Here is a 15,991-nt window from a genome sequence, read left to right as displayed (position 1 = left end):
AGAGCTAAGAGGCCAGGCCTCTCTCCTTGTGCTTCAGTTCGAGCCTTCTGGCGTGCAGCACCGGTTCGGTGTAGCCGTTGGGCTGGCTGGCGCCCTTGAAGACGAGGTCGCAGGCGGCCTGGAAGGCGATGGAGGCGTCGAAACCGGGGGCCATCGGCCGGTAGAGCGGGTCGCCGGCGTTCTGGCGGTTGACGATCGCCGCCATGCGCTTCATGGTTTCCATCACCTGCGCCTCGGTGCAGACGCCGTGGCGCAGCCAGTTGGCGATGTGCTGCGAGGAGATGCGCAGCGTGGCGCGGTCCTCCATCAGCCCGACATCGTTGATGTCCGGCACCTTGGAGCAGCCGACGCCCTGGTCGATCCAGCGCACCACATAGCCGAGTATCCCTTGCGCGTTGTTGTCCAGTTCGTGCTGGATCTCCTGCGCCGTCCAGTTCGGCCGCACCGCCACCGGCACCGACAATATGTCGTCCAGCTTCGCCCTGGGCCGGCTCTTCAGCTTCTCCTGCACCGCATGCACGTCGACCTTGTGATAGTGCGTGGCGTGCAGCGTCGCCGCCGTCGGCGACGGCACCCAGGCGGTGCTGGCGCCGGCCCTGGGGTGGGCGATCTTCTGGTCCAGCATCGCCGCCATCAGGTCGGGCATGGCCCACATGCCCTTGCCGATCTGGGCATGGCCGGCCAGCCCGCATTCCAGCCCGACGTCGACGTTGCGCGCCTCGTAGGCGGAAATCCAGGCCGCCTGCTTCATGTCGCCCTTGCGGATCATCGGCCCGGCCTCCATCGAGGTGTGGATCTCGTCGCCGGTGCGGTCGAGGAAGCCGGTGTTGATGAACACCACCCGGTCCCTGGCTGCGCGGATGCATTCCTTGAGGTTGACGGTGGTGCGCCGCTCCTCGTCCATGATGCCGACCTTGATGGTGTTCGGCGCCATGCCGACCAGCTTCTCCACCCGCGCGAAGACCTCCACCGCGAAGGCCACTTCCTCCGGCCCGTGCATCTTGGGCTTGACCACATACATGGAGCCGGCGCGCGAATTGCCCCGGCGCCCGGCCGCGCCCCCTTGCGAGCCGACGTCGTGCAGCGCGATCAGCGCCGTCACCGCCGCGTCCATGATGCCTTCCGGCACCTCCGAGCCGTCCTCCAGCAGGATCGCCGGGTTGGTCATCAGGTGGCCGACATTGCGCACCAGCATCAGCGAGCGGCCGGGCAGCGAAAGCGTGCCGCCGCCGGGCGCGGTGTATTCGCGGTCGGCATTGAGCGTGCGGGTGATCGTGGTGCCGCCCTTGTCGAAGCTCTCGGCCAGGTCGCCCTTCATCAGCCCCAGCCAGTTGCGGTAGGCCAGCACCTTGTCCCCGGCATCGACGGTGGCCACCGAATCCTCGCAGTCCTGGATGGTGGTCAGCGCCGCCTCCAGCACCATGTCGGCGATGCCGGCCGGATCGGCCTTGCCGATGGCGCTCTGCCGGTCGACGACGATCTCGACATGCAGGCCGTTCTTGACCAGCAGCACCGCCGACGGCGCCGCCGCCTCGCCGCGCCAGCCCACGAACTGCGCCGGATCGGCCAGCCCGGTCGCGCCGGCGACGAGCCTGCCGTCCGTCACCGCCAGCGCGCCGGCCTCGGCCCAGGAGCCGGACGCCAGCGGCGCGGAAACGTCGAGAAAGTCCTTCGCCCAGGCGATGACCCTCGCCCCGCGCACCGGGTTGTAGCCCCGGCCCTTCTCGGCCCCGTCCGTCTCGGGGATCGCGTCGGTGCCGTAGAGCGCGTCGTAGAGCGAGCCCCAGCGGGCGTTGGCGGCGTTGAGCGCATAGCGCGCATTGGTGATCGGCACCACCAGCTGCGGCCCGGCCACCTGCGCGATCTCGGCATCGACATTGTCCGTCGTCACCGCGAAGGCCGGGCCTTCCGGCACCAGATAGCCGATCTCGCTCAGGAAGCCCTTGTAGGCCTCCATGTCGGCCGGCGCGCCATTGGCGCGATACCAGTCGTCCAGCCTTTGCTGCAGCTCGTCGCGCCGCGCCAGCAGCGCCCGGTTCTGCGGCGCCAGCTCATGCACGAGCGCCGAAAAACCCCGCCAGAACGCATCCGCAGCTACCCCGGTGCCCGCAATGGCCTCAACCCCGATGAAGTCATGAAGCACACGGGCAACCTGCAGCCCCGCGACCTGGACGCGATCAGTCATCAACATTCTCCAGCAATGCAGCCCTGCAAGGGCAATTCCAGTCGCGGCGGCTTTGGCACGGCAGGCCGCCGGGGTCAATTCTTCAAGGGTTTCATCCGGCTTTCACGGGCATTGGCCGCCTCAGACCGCGATGCGCGGCCGGCCCGAGGCCGTGGCCACGATATGCGCCTCGACGAACATGCGCTGGCCCTCCACCACGGAAGCGCGGATGTCCCGGGCGACGCCGATCTCGGCTTCGTCCGTGCCGGCCTGCCGCGCGCGCTCCATGGCAATGGCGCGCGCATCCGCCTCGGCGGCGGCCAGCGCCGGCGCCTCCTCGGTGAAATCGCGGATGTCCGCGCCGGCCGAGACGCGGAACAGCCCTTCCTTGGGCTGGCTGACGCGCGCTTCCGCAGAAACCCGCACCTGCCCCACCACGGCGCCCAGCGCATTGGCCACGTCGGTATCGGGCGGCACCACGCAGGCATTGCCGACAAGCGGGGGAAGCCCCGCATAATGCAGCGGCGCCGAGGCGCCGAGCCCGATGACCGGGCGGTCGAGCGCCACCGAAAAGCGCGCGATGCCGGGATGCGCGTCCACCGCGCGCTGCACCAGCGCATGCGCCACCGTGGCCGCGCCGTCGAGCCCGTCCTCGGCGAAGGCCGTCTCCAGGATCACCTCGGCCGACAGGCGGGTGAGCGCGGCCAGCACGCGCTCGGCGAAGTCTTCCGGCGTGGCGGCAATCGCCTGGCCGCGGCCGTCGCGCCGGCGGGCGAACAGCTCCGCGCCGAGCCGGGCGGCGGCCGCGTCCCAATTGGCCTGGCGGGCCAGCACATGGGCGGCGTCCGACGGCGTGAAGCCCGCCACATGCACCAGCCCGCGCGCCACCAGCCGGTTCAGCGTGGCGTTCTGGGCGTTGGAGGTGAGCAGCCGGTCGAGCGGCAGCGGCACCGCCCCGATCGCCTCGTAGAGCCGGGCTTCGGCGCTGGCGAGGCCGGCGGCCAGTTGCTCCGGCACGCCGGTGCGCAGGGCGAAGCGGCCGTCCATGCGGCCGGGATTGGGCGCCCGCAACTGCCGTTCCAGCTCGGCTGCGACCGCCGCACCATGGCTTGCGGCGGCAAGCGCCAGCGGCACCAGCCGGCGCGGCCCGAGCAGGATCTTCGGTTCCAGCGACCCGTCGGCAATCGCCACCTCGGAATCGCCGCCGAGGCCGAAGGTGCGCATGGCCACCGCCTCCACCATGGTGCGGAAGCCGCCGACCGTGGCGCCTTCGGGATCGAGGCGCGGGCGGCCATGGTCCAGCACCGCGACGTCGGTGGTGGTGCCGCCGATGTCGGAGACCACGCCGTCGTCCAGCCCGGTCAGGTGGCGGGCGCCGACAAGCGAGGCCGCCGGCCCGGACAGGATGGTCTCGATCGGCCGCTGGCGGGCGAAGGCGGCCGAGACCAGCGCGCCGTCGCCACGCACCACCATCAGCGGCGCCTCTATATGCCGCGCCGCCAGAAAGCCTTCCGTCGCCGCCACCAGCCGGTCGATCATGGAGATGAGGCGGGCGTTGAGCAGCGTGGTCAGCGCCCGGCGCGGGCCGCCGAGCTTGGACGACAATTCGTGGGAACAGGTGACGGGCAGGCCGGTCTTTTCCCGGATCAGCTCGCGCGCGGCCAGTTCGTGGGCGGGGTTGCGGGTGGCGAAATAGGCGCAGACGGCAAAGCCCGACACCGAGCCAGCCAGCTCCGGCAGGGCTTCCTCCAACTCGGCAAGGTCGAGCGGGGCGGCGTTGCCGTGCACATCATGGCCGCCGCGGCAGAACACGACCGGATCGGCGCCCAGCGCGGCTTTGAGCCCGTCGCGACCAAGATCGGCCTCGGAGAAGCCGATCATGACCAGCGCCACGCGCCCGCCCTGCCCTTCCACCAGCGCGTTGGTGGCGAGCGTGGTCGACATCGACACCAGCTTTATCCCGGCCGGGTCGACCGCCGCCCTCTCCAGCACCGTGCCCACGGCGCCTGAGATGCCGACGGCAAGGTCGTGGCGCGTGGTCAGCGACTTGGCCTTGGCCAGCACCGTGCCCTTTTCGCCGCCGGCCTCCGACCACAGAACGGCGTCGGTATAGGTGCCGCCGGTGTCGATGCCGAGGAACAGGGGGCCGACAGACGGCAGGGAAGAAACAGGCGTAGAGGTCATTTCATATCCGGCACAGGCAAAAACGTTGCCCGCCTTTAGCCCAAACAAGCCGGCCAAGGAACGAGCCAGACGCCCTATTCGGCCATGTCAGCCGCCACCTACTCCTCGGATCGGCCCGTGGCGTCGCGATCGCGCTCGTATGACCGCGCGAGCGGAAACGGCGGCAGCCAGGCCTCGCGCCGGACGGTCCAGAGTTCGTAGGTCGGTCGAAGCTGGTCGGGCGCGTCCAGCGAGCCCAGGTTCACCTCGACCTCGCCGCCGCTGCGCGCGAAGACGGGCGAGCCGCAGCGCGGACAGAAGAACCGCCCGGCATAGACGCGCGTTTCGCCCTCGACCGCCACCGCCGCTTCGGGGAATATGGCGGAGGCATGAAAAAGCGCGCCGTGATGCTTGCGGCAATCGAGGCAGTGGCAAAGGCCGACCCGATAGGGCGCCCCCGATGCCACGATCCGCACGCCGCCGCACAGGCAACCGCCGGTGAACCGGTCCATGCCGCTCCTCCTGCAAGATCAAGCGAGTGGAATATCTACAACCGCTCCGGCCGGGCGTCCATGGACGAGGTGACGGCTTTCCGGCACGTAGACGAAAGGAAAGCGGTACGGCTGCACATGCCCGAGCACAGGCCCGCCGCCTGCGGCCGCTTCCACCCGGCCTAAGCCGCCTGCTCCAGCATGCTGCGCGGCAGATTCTGGCGCGCATACTGCAAATGGCGCTTTTCACCGTCGAGGTCGAATTGAACAGTCTCGACTGCGGCTGATCTTCTCAGATGAAACGGGCCGCCGCATCATTGAGAAAACGGTTAAATCGAGTTCAAGCGACCTTCAGCTCGGTTTCTATCCCCGATAATGGATTCACGAAGACGAAACGTCCATCGTCGCCTCCCTGAAGCTGCTCGTTGGCGTTCAGCAACTCGATGCCGCAGACTTGCCCCCTCTCGTCGATGTCGACCAGGAAATCGTCCGTAATCCTTATCGTCTCCACATCCCCCTGCTTCTCGCGCAAGCGGATATAGGCGACGTTGGCTTGCGGGTCGTATGTCAGCCTCATGACCACACTCTAGAAGAATTTCGCGATAAACGTGATTGCCAACCAACCATCGTCCTCGAGACAGCATAGACTTCCAATTGCTTGGTGTCGAATGTCCGGCCACGCCATACATATGAACCCGGAAAATTCCGCCTGAATCCGGTACGGCCGTGCTTGGCCGGAAATTTCTCGCCTCCTTCAATGGCGGCGATCACTTCATCTGCCGAAGTACCGCGAAGCTCAAGCCTGGATTCCGCATGAGGATGAAGGCGGGGCCTGCGCAGTTCAATCCCCCATCTTCAGCGCCTGGATGAACGCCTCCTGCGGGATGTCCACCTTGCCGAACTGGCGCATGCGCTTCTTGCCCTCCTTCTGCTTGTCCAGAAGCTTGCGCTTGCGGGAAACGTCGCCGCCGTAGCACTTGGCCGTCACGTCCTTGCGCAGCGCCGAGATGGTCTCGCGCGCGATGATCTTGCCGCCGATGGCGGCCTGGATCGGGATCTTGAACATGTGCTGCGGGATCAGTTCCTTCAGCTTCTCGCACATGGTGCGCCCGCGCTTTTCCGCCGCCGTGCGGTGCACCAGCATGGACAGCGCGTCCACCGGCTCGTCGTTGACCAGGATCGACATCTTGACCAGGTCGCCCTCGCGATAGTCGGTCAGGTGATAGTCGAAGGAGGCGTAGCCCTTGGAGATCGACTTCAGCCGATCGTAGAAGTCGAAGACGACCTCGTTGAGCGGCAGGTCGTAGACCAGCATGGCGCGCTTGCCGACATAGGACAGGTCGGCCTGGATGCCGCGCCGATCCTGGCACAGCTTCAGGATGCCGCCGAGATAGTCGTCGGGAGTGAGGATGGTGGCGCGGATCCACGGCTCCTCGATGTGGTCGATCTTGACCACGTCGGGCATGTCGGCCGGATTGTGCAGCTCCTTCATCGTGCCGTCGGTCAGGTGCATCTGGTAGACGACGGACGGCGCGGTGGCGATCAGGTCGAGGTCGAACTCACGCTCCAGCCGCTCCTGGATGATCTCCAGGTGCAAGAGGCCGAGGAAGCCGCAGCGGAAGCCGAAGCCGAGCGCGGCCGAGGTCTCCATCTCATAAGAGAACGAGGCGTCATTGAGCCGCAGCTTGCCCACCGCGGCGCGCAGGTCCTCGAAATCGGCGGCATCGACCGGGAACAGGCCGCAGAACACCACGGGCTGCGCCGGCTTGAAGCCCGGCAGCGCCTTTTCGGTGGGGCGGCGATCCTCGGTGATGGTGTCGCCGACACGGGTGTCGGCCACTTCCTTGATCGAGGCGGTGATGAAACCGAACTCGCCGGGGCCGATCTCGTCGGCCTGCACCATCTTGGGCGTGAAGAAGCCGGTGCGCTCCACCGGGTATCTGGCGCCGGTGCCCATCATGCGGATGGTCTGGCCCTTCTTCAGCACGCCGTCGATGACGCGCACGAGCACGATGACGCCGAGATAGGCGTCGTACCAGCTATCGACCAGCATCGCCTTCAGCGGCTTGGCCGCATCGCCCTCTCGCGGCGGCGGAAGCTGGTGGACGATGGCCTCCAGAACGTCCTCGATGCCGATGCCGGTCTTGGCCGAGATCAGAACGGCCTGGGAGGCGTCGATGCCGATCACCTCCTCCACCTGCTCCTTGATGCGCTCGGGCTCGGCGGCGGGCAGGTCGATCTTGTTCAGCACCACGACGATCTCGTGGTTGTTGTCGATGGCCTGGTAGACGTTGGCCAGCGTCTGCGCCTCCACGCCCTGGCTGGCGTCCACCACCAGCAGCGAGCCTTCGCAGGCGGCGAGGCTGCGCGAGACCTCATAGGCGAAGTCGACATGGCCGGGCGTGTCGATGAGGTTGAGGATATAGTCCTCGCCGTTCTTGGCGCGGTAGCCGAGGCGCACGGTCTGCGCCTTGATGGTGATGCCCCGCTCCTTCTCGATATCCATGTTGTCGAGAACCTGCTCCTTGCCGGCCATCTCGCGCGCGTCCATGCCGCCGGTCATCTGGATGAGGCGGTCGGCGAGCGTGGATTTGCCATGGTCGATATGGGCGACGATGGAGAAGTTGCGGATGTGGTCGAGCGGCGTGGTCATGGCCGCGGGCTTTAGCAGGGGCCGGGTGCCGCGGCAAGCGGATCACAGGGCGCGAAACGGGCAACCTCAAGTCTCGCGCACGCGATTGTGAGGCGCGCGGGCCGCGGCCGTCGTCCTATATTGGTCCGGCAACGGATATGGAGGCCGTCATGACCGCAGCCATTTTCGCCAGCAAGCGGGCCGCGCGCCTGGCCGCAAGCGCGCTGGCAGCATTTGCGCTTTCGGGCGCCGCGTTCACCCTGTGGCAGATGCCGGCGGCCGCCGCGGGAGACGCAGTGGCGGTGCCGCCGCCTTCGCTGGACGAGAAGCCCGCCCATGCCGGCAGCGAGACGGCCGTGTTCGCCGGCGGCTGCTTCTGGGGCGTCCAGGGCGTGTTCCAGCATGTCAGGGGCGTGGAGAACGCCGTCTCCGGCTATGCCGGCGGCGCCAGGGCCGACGCCGAATACGAGACGGTGAGCACCGGCACCACCGGGCACGCCGAATCGGTGGAGATCACCTACGATCCCGCCAAGATCACCTATGGCAAGCTGCTGCAGGTGTACTTCTCGGTGGCGCACAACCCGACCGAACTGAACTACCAGGGACCCGACCGCGGCACGCAGTACCGCTCGACCATCTTCGCGGCGAACGACACGCAGAAGAAGATCGCGCAGGCCTACATTGCCCAGCTCGGCAAGGACCGGGTATTCGCCGCGCCGATCGTGACCACGCTGGAGGAAGGCAGGACCTTCTATCCGGCGGAGAGCTACCACCAGGATTTCCTGGAGCGGAACCCCACCTACCCCTACATCGTCTACAACGACCTGCCCAAGATCGAGGCGCTCAAACGCATGTTCCCCGACCTCTACAGCGAAAAGCCCGTGCTGGTCATGGCGCAGGCCAAGGGCTGACAGGGCCGCAGGCCGGGCGAGACAGGGCTAGGCTGAATCGACATTCAGCACCAGAAGGCGATTGCAGCGAGATATAGGGTTGCGAGGTAGTTGAGGGGCAATCGATCGTATCGGGTTGCGATGCGGCGCAGTTGCTTGAGCTTGCCGATGGTTCGCTCGACGCGGTTGCGCAGTTTGTACTTGCTGGGATCGAAGGCCCTCTTGCGGGGCATGCATGTGCGCCGGGGAATGATGGGCCGGGCGCCGCTGGCCGCGATATGATCGAGGATGGCGTGGGCATCGTATGCCTTGTCGGCGACGACGTGATCGGCGGGCAGGCCCGTCAGCAAGGGGATGGCCAGCCTGGCGTCGCTGGTGTTGCCGCTTGTCAGGATGAAACGCACGGGGCGGCCGAACGTATCGACCGCGATATGCCATTTGGACGTCAGCCCTCCGCGGGAGCGCCCCAGAGCCTGGTCGCGGAGCCCCCTTTTTGACCCGTTGCCGCCTGGGCGTGGGCACGCACGATCGATGAGTCGATCATCAGATATTCGTTGTCCCGGTCGCGGGCGAGCAGGCTGAAGATACGCTCCCACACGCCGGCGCGCGCCCAGCGGGTGAAGCGCTTGTGCACCGTCTTGTATTTGCCATAGCGCTCGGGCAGGTCCGACCAGCGCGCACCTGATCGCAAAACCCACAAAACACCGTTCACAAACAACCGGTTGTCGCCCGCTGTCCGACCCGGATCGGATACTTTGCCCGGCAGCATCGGCTCGATCCGATGCCACTGCGTCTCGCTCAACTCGTACCGCTTGATCCCCATGACGCCTCCGCAAATCGCGGAAACTCATGAATCAGACATCAACCCAATTGGGAACCCTGAATGTCGATACGGCCTAGGGCTGACGGGGCTAGCGCAGGCTCTGCGTCTCGCCGGTCACCGGGTCGAACTTGATTTCGACCTTGGCGTTGTCGCTGGTGTAATAGGTCACCTCGTAGCCGCCATTGTCCCAGTCAACCTCCGATATGTAGCGGAAGTCGGGCCGCTGCTCGACCTTGGCGATGATCTCGGACAACTTCTTGGCGTTTTCCGGCGGCGTCTTGTCCCTGGCCTGGGCCAGGGCGTCGCCGCCGGCGAGCGTGATGGCCAGCAGGGCGGCGGCTGCGACGGGCAGGGTTTTGCGCATGTCTTTCCTCATCTTCATGTCACGAGGCTTTAAACTCTACCCGGCCCCGTTCGTTCCTGACAGCCGAAAGCGCCGCGCGGCGGAATGGCGACAAGTGTCAGGAGCGGCGTTGACTTATCGCGGCGGCGCCCGACATGTCTGCGGCAAAACGCATCCCTTTTCAGATTCGCCCCCTTTCAAGAAGCACTGCCCATGCAGCCCGTACTTTCCGTTTCCGGCGTCTCCAAGACCTATGCCTCCGGCTTCAAGGCGCTGAAGGAGATCAACCTCGACATCCGGCGCGGCGAGATCTTCGCCCTGCTGGGTCCTAACGGCGCCGGCAAGACGACGCTGATCTCCATCATCTGCGGCATCGTCAACCGCTCCACCGGGCGGGTGACGGTGGACGGCCACGACATCTCGAAGGACTACCGCGCCGCGCGCAGCCTGATCGGGCTGGTGCCGCAGGAACTGACGGTGGAGGCGTTCGAGACGGTGCGCTCGGCACTGGCCTACAGCCGCGGCCTGTTCGGCAAGCCGGCCAGTCCCGCCTTCGTCGACCAGGTGCTGAAGGATCTGTCGCTGTGGGACAAGCGCGACGCCAAGATCATCACGCTTTCGGGCGGCATGAAGCGGCGCGTCATGATCGGCAAGGCGCTGGCGCACGAGCCGCAGATCCTGTTCCTGGACGAGCCGACGGCCGGCGTGGACGTGGAACTGCGCAAGGACATGTGGGCCATGGTGCGGCGCCTGCGCGACAAGGGCGTCACCATCATCCTGACCACCCACTATATAGAAGAGGCCGAGGAGATGGCCGACCGCGTCGGCGTCATCAACCACGGCGAGATCATCCTCGTGGAGGAAAAGGCCGAGCTGATGCGCAAGCTCGGCCGCAAGGAGCTGCGGCTGGAGCTGCGCAGCCCCATCGCCGCCGTTCCCGAGGCCCTTGCCCGCTACGGGCTGGAGCTTTCGCCGGACGGAGCCGCGCTGACCTATGTCTATGACGACCAGGCCGAGCGCCCCGGGGTAGCCTCGCTGATGCGCGACCTCGAAGCCGCCGGCATCGATTTCCGCGACCTCGAAACGCAGAAGAGCTCGCTGGAGGAAATCTTCGTCAATCTGGTGAGGAAAGAGCCATGACCCCTCGCGCCGCCAACCCCCGGGCCATCTGGGCGATCTACAAGGTGGAGATGGCGCGCACGCTGCGCACCTTGCTGCAAAGCGTGGTCTCGCCGGTGATCTCCACCTCGCTCTATTTCGTGGTGTTCGGGGCGGCCATCGGCTCGCGCATCACGGAAATCCACGGCGTCAGCTACGGCGCCTTCATCGTGCCGGGGCTCATCATGCTGTCGCTGCTGACGCAGTCGATCTCCAACGCCTCGTTCGGCATCTACTTCCCGAAATTCGTCGGCACCATCTTCGAGCTGCTTTCTGCGCCGGTCTCCTATCTGGAGATCGTGGCCGCCTATGTGGGCGCGGCCGCCACCAAGTCGGTGGCCATCGGCCTCATCATCCTGGCCACCGCCTCGCTGTTCGTACCGCTGCACATAGAGCATCCCTTCTGGAAGATCGGCTTCCTGGTGCTGACAGCCGTGACCTTTTCGCTGTTCGGCTTCATCATTGGTATCTGGGCGGCGAATTTCGAGCAATTGCAGCTCGTGCCGCTGCTGATCGTCACGCCGCTGACCTTCCTGGGCGGCTCGTTCTATTCCATCGACATGCTGCCCGGCGTGTGGCGCACCATCACGCTGTTCAACCCGGTCGTCTACCTGATCAGCGGCTTCCGCTGGTCCTTCTTCGGCAAGGCCGACGTGTCGGTCGGCATCAGCCTGGGCATGACCGTGCTGTTCCTGCTGATCTGCGTCGGCGTCATCGCCTGGATCTTCCGCACCGGCTACCGCCTGCGCAGTTGAGGGCCGCTTTCGGCCCGCTCTTGACCGCGCGGCGGTTCGGAAACAAGTTCACGGCGGGCACGGGCTCAGGGAGGTCGAGCGTGAGCGTCTGGGGCATGGGGCAGCTTGGCCTGTCGACCGTCGTTTTTCTGCTGGCCGCGGCCGTCGCCAAGGAATGGGGGCTGGCGCCGAGCCTCGGCAAGGTGGTGCTGGCGCTGGTGCTCTATTCGCTGGGCAACCTCATCATGCTGCGCCTCGTGCGCGAATTCGGCATGTCGATCTCCTTCAGCCTGTCGGCGGTCATCCAGCTCGTTGCGGTGAACGCGGTGGCGCTGGCCTTCTACGGCGAGCGGCTCGGCGCGCTGCAGGCCTCGGGCGTGGTGCTGGCGATCGCATCGGTGGCGCTGATCACGCTGGGGCCGTATTTCAGCGGCAGATAACAGCTTACCAACGCGCGGGAGAGCACGCATGAGGCAAGGTCGTTCGGCGCTGATCGCGCGCGTGGAGTTTCCGCTTCTGCTGGCCGGGCTGGTTGCCGCCGCCTGCCTTTGGGGCTTCGTGGAGATGGTGGAGGTGGCGCGTTCCGGCGCGCCGCACGCCTTCGATACCGACATATTGCTGGCGCTGCGCGTGCCGGGGCATCTCGACACGCCGATCGGGCCGCACTGGCTGCAAGGGGCCATGCGCGACATCACCAGCCTGGGCAGCACCAGCATATTGACGCTGGTGACGGCGTCCGTCGTCGTCTACTTCCTGGTCCGGCGCCAGCCGCGCACGGCGCTGTTCATGCTGGTGGCAGTGGTGGGCGGCCAGGTGCTCGGCACATTGCTCAAGCTCGGCATCGAGCGGCCGCGCCCCGAACTCGTCTCGCACCTGATGAACGAACACTCCTATTCCTTCCCCAGCGGCCACGCCATGATGTCGGCCGTCACCTTCCTGACGCTCGGCTCGCTGGCGGCGCGCGCGCTGAAGGACCGCGCCGCCCGCATCTACGTGATCTGCCTGGCGGTGGCGGCCACGCTGCTGGTAGGCGTCAGCCGCATCTATCTCGGCGTCCACTGGCCGTCGGACGTTCTGGGCGGCTGGTGCGCGGGCTTTGCCTGGGCGCTCGCCTGCTGGCTGGGCGCGCGGCTCATGCAGCGGCGCAAGCAGGTGGAGGAAGACGCCTGAACCTTCAGGCGCCTGCACCTTCCGATGCCGGCGGAAGCTGCGGCAGGGCCGCATCCTCTCCGATGCGCGGATCGTCGCTCCACGTCACCGCGCGGTAGTCGAAGCCGTATTCCAGCGTCGGCTTGACGATGCGGAAATAGGGCGAAAGGTCGAAGTCCCGCGGGGTGTAGAGCGAATGGTGGCGGATATGCAGGATTTCCTGCCTTGAATAGCCCGACTGCGCGCAGGCGCGGCCCGGCGCAAGGGTGATCGAGGGCAGGATCGGATAGCGGATGGTCTCGTAGGCCTGGGCGATCAGGGTCGAGCATATGGCGCGCGTAGGATCGCCCGAACCGAAGGCGATCATGCGGCGGCGCCAGCGCACCGGCACCGGCGGCGTGGGCAGGAAATAGCGCAGCATGTCGAATATGTTCTTCATGTCGTAGCGCAGGCCGATGCGGTTCACCATGAAGGAGACGACGCGGTCGCGGTCCTCCGGCGTCAGGCCGCTGGGCCGGCAGATGCGGGTGTTGTAGGTGCGGTAGCGCGACAGCGGCACCGCCACGCAGCCGACACCCAGCGTCACCTCCACCAGCCGCGGCCGCTCCGAGCCGTCGGCGGGCTCCGGCAGCGCGTCGCCCACATAGAGCGCGGCGTGCGACCATGTGGATTGCGTAAGATATTTGATCGCCGCCGAAACCTTCTGGTTGCCCTCCACCAAAAGCACGTCGCCCGGCTGGAGCACGCGGCGCAGCGTCTCCGGGTCGGAAGGCGTGTACGGCTCGTAGCCGGAGGATTCGTCCTGGAGCCGGTCCGCCAGCCAGCGGCCGATCCGGTCCAGCAGGGTTTCGGCAGGCGCGGTCATGGCGCAGGCCCTCCCCGCCGCACAATCGCGGCGGCACGGATCAGACGCCCGCTCACCGCGCAGGTTCCGGGTAGCCGTTCAGCGCCAGCGAGGCGTTGGAAAAGCGCATGTCGCCGGTGACCTCACGACCAAGCCATGGCGGCAACAGCGCATCCGCCACCGCGTCCGGCGTCTCCAGTTCGGCGATCACCAGCCCGTCCAGCGCGTCGGCGAACACGTCGACCTCGTAGAGATAACCGCCGTGGCGCACATGGTGGCGGGTCTTGCGGATGACGCGGCCGAGCGCGAACTGCATCATCTCGCGCGCCTCCTGAAGCGGCACCTTGTATTCGAACTCGTCGCGCTCGGCGAGGTCGGACCCGAATTTGAGGGTGAGCTTCGCGCTCCGGCCATCGCTGATGCGCAGCCTGACCGAGCGCTCGGAAGAGACGGCGATATAGAACTGGACGAAGGCGATGCTGGCCTCGCTGGCCTCGCGCCATGAGCCGTCCCGCACCAGAAACTTGCGCTCGATTTCCTTGGCCATGCGCCGGAATAAAGCGCGCGGAAGGCGGCAAATCAACCGGGCGAAACCTCAATGCCGTCTTGCGCCGGCGCGGATCGTTCAAAATCCCGGCCGGGCCGAGAAGCTGTACAGGCCGATATCGTCGAGGCGGGGAAAAGCGGCGGCGTCCGCATGCTGCCCGTCGCGGTCCGACAGGCTCTCGCCGGCCATACGCCGAATCGCGCCCAGCTTGACTTTAATCATTCGATTGATTAAAGTTCAAAAATGGTCACTCCAGAACACAACCGGCCGCCAGGGCGCCACGTTCCGGCATCCGCCGATGCCACCAGGGCCGCGCTCGTGCATGCCGCGATGGGCCTGTTCGGCCGGCAGGGCTTCGAGGGCACCTCCACCCGCCAGATCGCCGCGGCGGCGGACGCCAATATCGGCTCCATCGCCTATCATTTCGGCGGCAAGGAAGGGCTCCGCATGGCCGTCGCCGACCATATCGTGGAAACGGTGCAGACCATCATGGCCGAGGCCGTGGGCGACCCGGCCGCCTTTCCCGCCGCAACAGGCACGCCGCAGGCGGCCCGGGCACTGCTGGCTGCCGCGATCGAGCGCGTCGTGGCCTTCCTCGTCGCGCGGCCCGAGGCCGGCGAGATCGTGCAATTCCTGCTGCGCGAGCTTTCGCATCCTTCGGCGGCCATCGACCGCATCTATGCGGGCGTCTTCGAGCCGACGCACAGGCGGCTTTGCGCCATATGGGAGCTGGCCACCGGCGAGCCCGCCGAAAGCGAGGCGACGAGGCTCGCCGTGTTCTCGCTGATCGGGCAGGTGGTCTATTTCCGCATCGGGCGCGAGCCGGTCATGCGCCGCATGGGCTGGCGGGCCATGGGCGAGGCCGAGGCCGGCAAGGTGGCGGCGGTGGTGATCGGCAACCTCAACGCCATGCTGGCCGCGCGCACCGGACGGGAGCGCGGGGACCGCCACGATCCCGCCACGGAGGCGGCGCCATGAGCTTCTGGTGCGCGCTGCCGCTTGCGGCCCAGCTCGTTTCGGCCTGCGCCCCGGCCGCGCCGCTGGCCGTCGGCTATGTCGAGGGCGAATTCGTGCTTCTGGCGCCCATCGAGGTGGCGACCGTGGAAACCGTCTCCGTCAAGCGCGGCGACCGCGTCGAGCCCGGCAAGCCGCTGGCGACGCTGGAGGATTCCGATGCCCGCATCGCGGTGGCTCAGGCCGGTGCCGCGCTGGACCAGGCCAGGGCCCAGCTTGCCGACCTGCAGGTGGGCAAGCGGCCCGAGGAGATCGCGGTGCTGGAGGCCGCGGTGCGCTCGGCCAAGGCGCAGGCCGACGACGCCAACCGGACGCTGGAGCGCACGCGCGACCTGCTGAAGCGCGGCGTGGCGACGCAGGCGCAATTCGACGACGCCGCCACCCAGGCCGAAGTGGCCGAGGCCTCGATCGGACAGAGCCAGGCCAACCTGGCGGTGGGCCGGCTGCCGGCCCGGCCGGAGGAAATCAAGGCGGCGGAAAACCAGGTCAAGCAGGCCGAGGCCGCGCTCGACCAGGCGAAATGGCGGCTTTCCAAGCGCGTGCTCACCGCGCCTTCCCCCGGCCGCATCAACGACGTGATCCGCAATCCCGGCGACACGGCCGGCCCCACCGCCCCGGTGCTTTCCATGCTGCCGGACGGCGCCGTCAAGCTCACCGTCTACATTCCGGAAGCGGCGTTCGCATCGGTCGGGATCGGCACCGAGCTTTCGGTGCGCTGCGACGGCTGCGCGCCCGACCTGAGGGCGCGGGTGAGCTATGTCTCACCCGATCCCGAATTCACCCCGCCGGTCATCTACTCGCTGCAGAACCGGCAGAAGCTGGTCTACCTCGTCGAGGCGCACCCGGAAGGCAACGCCACCGCGCTGCAGCCGGGGCAGATCGTGGATGTGGACTTGGCGGGCAGGTGAATGGCGAATGGTGGGAGAGATACCATGCCTCCGCTCCGGCCGACGGCAACCCAGACGGATAGCGGCAACGCCGTGTCCCTTTTCTTTCACCATTCGCCATTCACCATTCGCCGCCATGCCGGAGACGCCGC

Annotated in this window: 16 protein-coding genes and 1 pseudogene; 7 read left to right on the top strand and 10 right to left on the bottom strand. The window is 67.1% G+C overall.

The annotated features are described in order from the left end of the window. Window positions 1-4 precede the first annotated feature (4 nt). The 5 genes from ACTDI4_RS07890 to lepA all read right to left on the bottom strand — a co-directional run bounded on the left by ACTDI4_RS07890 (window position 5) and on the right by lepA (window position 7,471). Window positions 5-2,185, bottom strand: coding sequence for a malate synthase G (locus ACTDI4_RS07890; protein ID WP_442840623.1), 2,181 nt, complete (start codon window positions 2,183-2,185; stop codon window positions 5-7). 120 nt (window positions 2,186-2,305) lie between these two features. Further along, entirely contained in the window at window positions 2,306-4,348 is a 2,043-nt protein-coding gene (locus ACTDI4_RS07885) for a hydantoinase/oxoprolinase N-terminal domain-containing protein (protein ID WP_442840622.1), read from the bottom strand. A 98-nt stretch (window positions 4,349-4,446) separates the two neighbouring features. After that, the gene (locus ACTDI4_RS07880) at window positions 4,447-4,839 is read right to left on the bottom strand and encodes a GFA family protein (RefSeq protein WP_442840621.1); all 393 of its coding nucleotides are present in this window, start codon (window positions 4,837-4,839) and stop codon (window positions 4,447-4,449) included. Window positions 4,840-5,158: 319 nt separating this feature from the next. Next, entirely contained in the window at window positions 5,159-5,395 is a 237-nt protein-coding gene (locus ACTDI4_RS07875; protein ID WP_442840620.1) for a DUF2283 domain-containing protein, read from the bottom strand. A 264-nt stretch (window positions 5,396-5,659) separates the two neighbouring features. Continuing rightward, entirely contained in the window at window positions 5,660-7,471 is a 1,812-nt protein-coding gene (gene lepA / locus ACTDI4_RS07870) for a translation elongation factor 4 (RefSeq protein WP_442840619.1), read from the bottom strand. A gap of 149 nt (window positions 7,472-7,620) precedes the next feature. Here lepA and msrA point away from each other — a divergent pair, with 149 nt between their 5' ends. After that, window positions 7,621-8,361 carry a peptide-methionine (S)-S-oxide reductase MsrA gene (msrA, locus tag ACTDI4_RS07865; protein WP_442840618.1) on the top strand — a complete coding sequence of 247 codons (741 nt, stop codon included), beginning with the start codon at window positions 7,621-7,623 and terminating at the stop codon, window positions 8,359-8,361. 44 nt (window positions 8,362-8,405) lie between these two features. Here msrA and ACTDI4_RS07860 read toward each other — a convergent pair. Next, window positions 8,406-9,109, bottom strand: a pseudogene (locus tag ACTDI4_RS07860) (IS5 family transposase). Window positions 9,110-9,251: 142 nt separating this feature from the next. After that, complete coding sequence (locus ACTDI4_RS07855; protein WP_442840617.1) at window positions 9,252-9,527, bottom strand: PepSY domain-containing protein; 276 nt, start codon at window positions 9,525-9,527, stop codon at window positions 9,252-9,254. Between the two features lie 192 nt (window positions 9,528-9,719). Between ACTDI4_RS07855 and ACTDI4_RS07850 the strand changes: the two genes are divergently transcribed. The 4 genes from ACTDI4_RS07850 to ACTDI4_RS07835 all read left to right on the top strand — a co-directional run bounded on the left by ACTDI4_RS07850 (window position 9,720) and on the right by ACTDI4_RS07835 (window position 12,568). Next, window positions 9,720-10,646 (top strand): ABC transporter ATP-binding protein, encoded by a 927-nt coding sequence (locus ACTDI4_RS07850; protein WP_442840616.1) that lies wholly within the window; start codon window positions 9,720-9,722, stop codon window positions 10,644-10,646. Further along, window positions 10,643-11,419 carry an ABC transporter permease gene (locus ACTDI4_RS07845; protein WP_442840615.1) on the top strand — a complete coding sequence of 259 codons (777 nt, stop codon included), beginning with the start codon at window positions 10,643-10,645 and terminating at the stop codon, window positions 11,417-11,419. Before ACTDI4_RS07850 ends, ACTDI4_RS07845 begins: the two co-directional genes overlap by 4 nt. 95 nt (window positions 11,420-11,514) lie before the next feature. Then, window positions 11,515-11,838: a hypothetical protein gene (locus ACTDI4_RS07840; protein ID WP_442843295.1), complete on the top strand. Its 324-nt coding sequence runs from the start codon at window positions 11,515-11,517 to the stop codon at window positions 11,836-11,838. 28 nt (window positions 11,839-11,866) lie between these two features. Then, window positions 11,867-12,568 (top strand): phosphatase PAP2 family protein, encoded by a 702-nt coding sequence (locus tag ACTDI4_RS07835; protein ID WP_442840614.1) that lies wholly within the window; start codon window positions 11,867-11,869, stop codon window positions 12,566-12,568. A 4-nt stretch (window positions 12,569-12,572) separates the two neighbouring features. Here the strand turns inward: ACTDI4_RS07835 and ACTDI4_RS07830 are convergent, their stop codons facing one another. The 3 genes from ACTDI4_RS07830 to ACTDI4_RS07820 all read right to left on the bottom strand — a co-directional run bounded on the left by ACTDI4_RS07830 (window position 12,573) and on the right by ACTDI4_RS07820 (window position 14,160). Then, the gene (locus tag ACTDI4_RS07830; RefSeq protein WP_442840613.1) at window positions 12,573-13,412 is read right to left on the bottom strand and encodes a lipo-like protein; all 840 of its coding nucleotides are present in this window, start codon (window positions 13,410-13,412) and stop codon (window positions 12,573-12,575) included. A gap of 52 nt (window positions 13,413-13,464) precedes the next feature. Then, the gene (locus ACTDI4_RS07825; RefSeq protein ID WP_442840612.1) at window positions 13,465-13,938 is read right to left on the bottom strand and encodes a CYTH domain-containing protein; all 474 of its coding nucleotides are present in this window, start codon (window positions 13,936-13,938) and stop codon (window positions 13,465-13,467) included. Window positions 13,939-14,016: 78 nt separating this feature from the next. After that, entirely contained in the window at window positions 14,017-14,160 is a 144-nt protein-coding gene (locus tag ACTDI4_RS07820) for a hypothetical protein (RefSeq protein WP_442840611.1), read from the bottom strand. A 21-nt stretch (window positions 14,161-14,181) separates the two neighbouring features. On the opposite strand from ACTDI4_RS07820, the gene ACTDI4_RS07815 reads away from it, so the two are divergent. Beyond that, on the top strand, window positions 14,182-14,916 hold the full coding sequence (locus tag ACTDI4_RS07815; RefSeq protein ID WP_442840610.1) for a CerR family C-terminal domain-containing protein: 735 nt from the start codon (window positions 14,182-14,184) through the stop codon (window positions 14,914-14,916). Beyond that, window positions 14,913-15,860: an HlyD family secretion protein gene (locus tag ACTDI4_RS07810; protein WP_442840609.1), complete on the top strand. Its 948-nt coding sequence runs from the start codon at window positions 14,913-14,915 to the stop codon at window positions 15,858-15,860. The genes ACTDI4_RS07815 and ACTDI4_RS07810 overlap by 4 nt, the downstream gene beginning before the upstream one ends. Window positions 15,861-15,991: the final 131 nt, after the last annotated feature.

It is taken from the genome of Mesorhizobium sp. PUT5 (assembly GCF_052216645.1).
GTDB lineage: Bacteria > Pseudomonadota > Alphaproteobacteria > Rhizobiales > Rhizobiaceae > Mesorhizobium.
The sequence above is the reverse complement of the archived record's forward strand: the minus strand, read 5'-3'. Positions and strand labels throughout refer to the sequence as shown.

Bases quoted from the DNA above. Each gene is read 5' to 3' on its own strand.
- ACTDI4_RS07890 (WP_442840623.1), bottom strand. From the start codon at position 2,185: ATGACTGATCGCGTCCAGGTCGCGGGGCTGCAGGTTGCCCGTGTGCTT.
- ACTDI4_RS07885 (WP_442840622.1), bottom strand. From the start codon at position 4,348: ATGACCTCTACGCCTGTTTCTTCCCTGCCGTCTGTCGGCCCCCTGTTC.
- ACTDI4_RS07880 (WP_442840621.1), bottom strand. From the start codon at position 4,839: ATGGACCGGTTCACCGGCGGTTGCCTGTGCGGCGGCGTGCGGATCGTG.
- ACTDI4_RS07875 (WP_442840620.1), bottom strand. From the start codon at position 5,395: ATGAGGCTGACATACGACCCGCAAGCCAACGTCGCCTATATCCGCTTG.
- lepA (WP_442840619.1), bottom strand. From the start codon at position 7,471: ATGACCACGCCGCTCGACCACATCCGCAACTTCTCCATCGTCGCCCAT.
- msrA (WP_442840618.1), top strand. From the start codon at position 7,621: ATGACCGCAGCCATTTTCGCCAGCAAGCGGGCCGCGCGCCTGGCCGCA.
- ACTDI4_RS07855 (WP_442840617.1), bottom strand. From the start codon at position 9,527: ATGCGCAAAACCCTGCCCGTCGCAGCCGCCGCCCTGCTGGCCATCACG.
- ACTDI4_RS07850 (WP_442840616.1), top strand. From the start codon at position 9,720: ATGCAGCCCGTACTTTCCGTTTCCGGCGTCTCCAAGACCTATGCCTCC.
- ACTDI4_RS07845 (WP_442840615.1), top strand. From the start codon at position 10,643: ATGACCCCTCGCGCCGCCAACCCCCGGGCCATCTGGGCGATCTACAAG.
- ACTDI4_RS07840 (WP_442843295.1), top strand. From the start codon at position 11,515: ATGGGGCAGCTTGGCCTGTCGACCGTCGTTTTTCTGCTGGCCGCGGCC.
- ACTDI4_RS07835 (WP_442840614.1), top strand. From the start codon at position 11,867: ATGAGGCAAGGTCGTTCGGCGCTGATCGCGCGCGTGGAGTTTCCGCTT.
- ACTDI4_RS07830 (WP_442840613.1), bottom strand. From the start codon at position 13,412: ATGACCGCGCCTGCCGAAACCCTGCTGGACCGGATCGGCCGCTGGCTG.
- ACTDI4_RS07825 (WP_442840612.1), bottom strand. From the start codon at position 13,938: ATGGCCAAGGAAATCGAGCGCAAGTTTCTGGTGCGGGACGGCTCATGG.
- ACTDI4_RS07820 (WP_442840611.1), bottom strand. From the start codon at position 14,160: ATGATTAAAGTCAAGCTGGGCGCGATTCGGCGTATGGCCGGCGAGAGC.
- ACTDI4_RS07815 (WP_442840610.1), top strand. From the start codon at position 14,182: ATGGTCACTCCAGAACACAACCGGCCGCCAGGGCGCCACGTTCCGGCA.
- ACTDI4_RS07810 (WP_442840609.1), top strand. From the start codon at position 14,913: ATGAGCTTCTGGTGCGCGCTGCCGCTTGCGGCCCAGCTCGTTTCGGCC.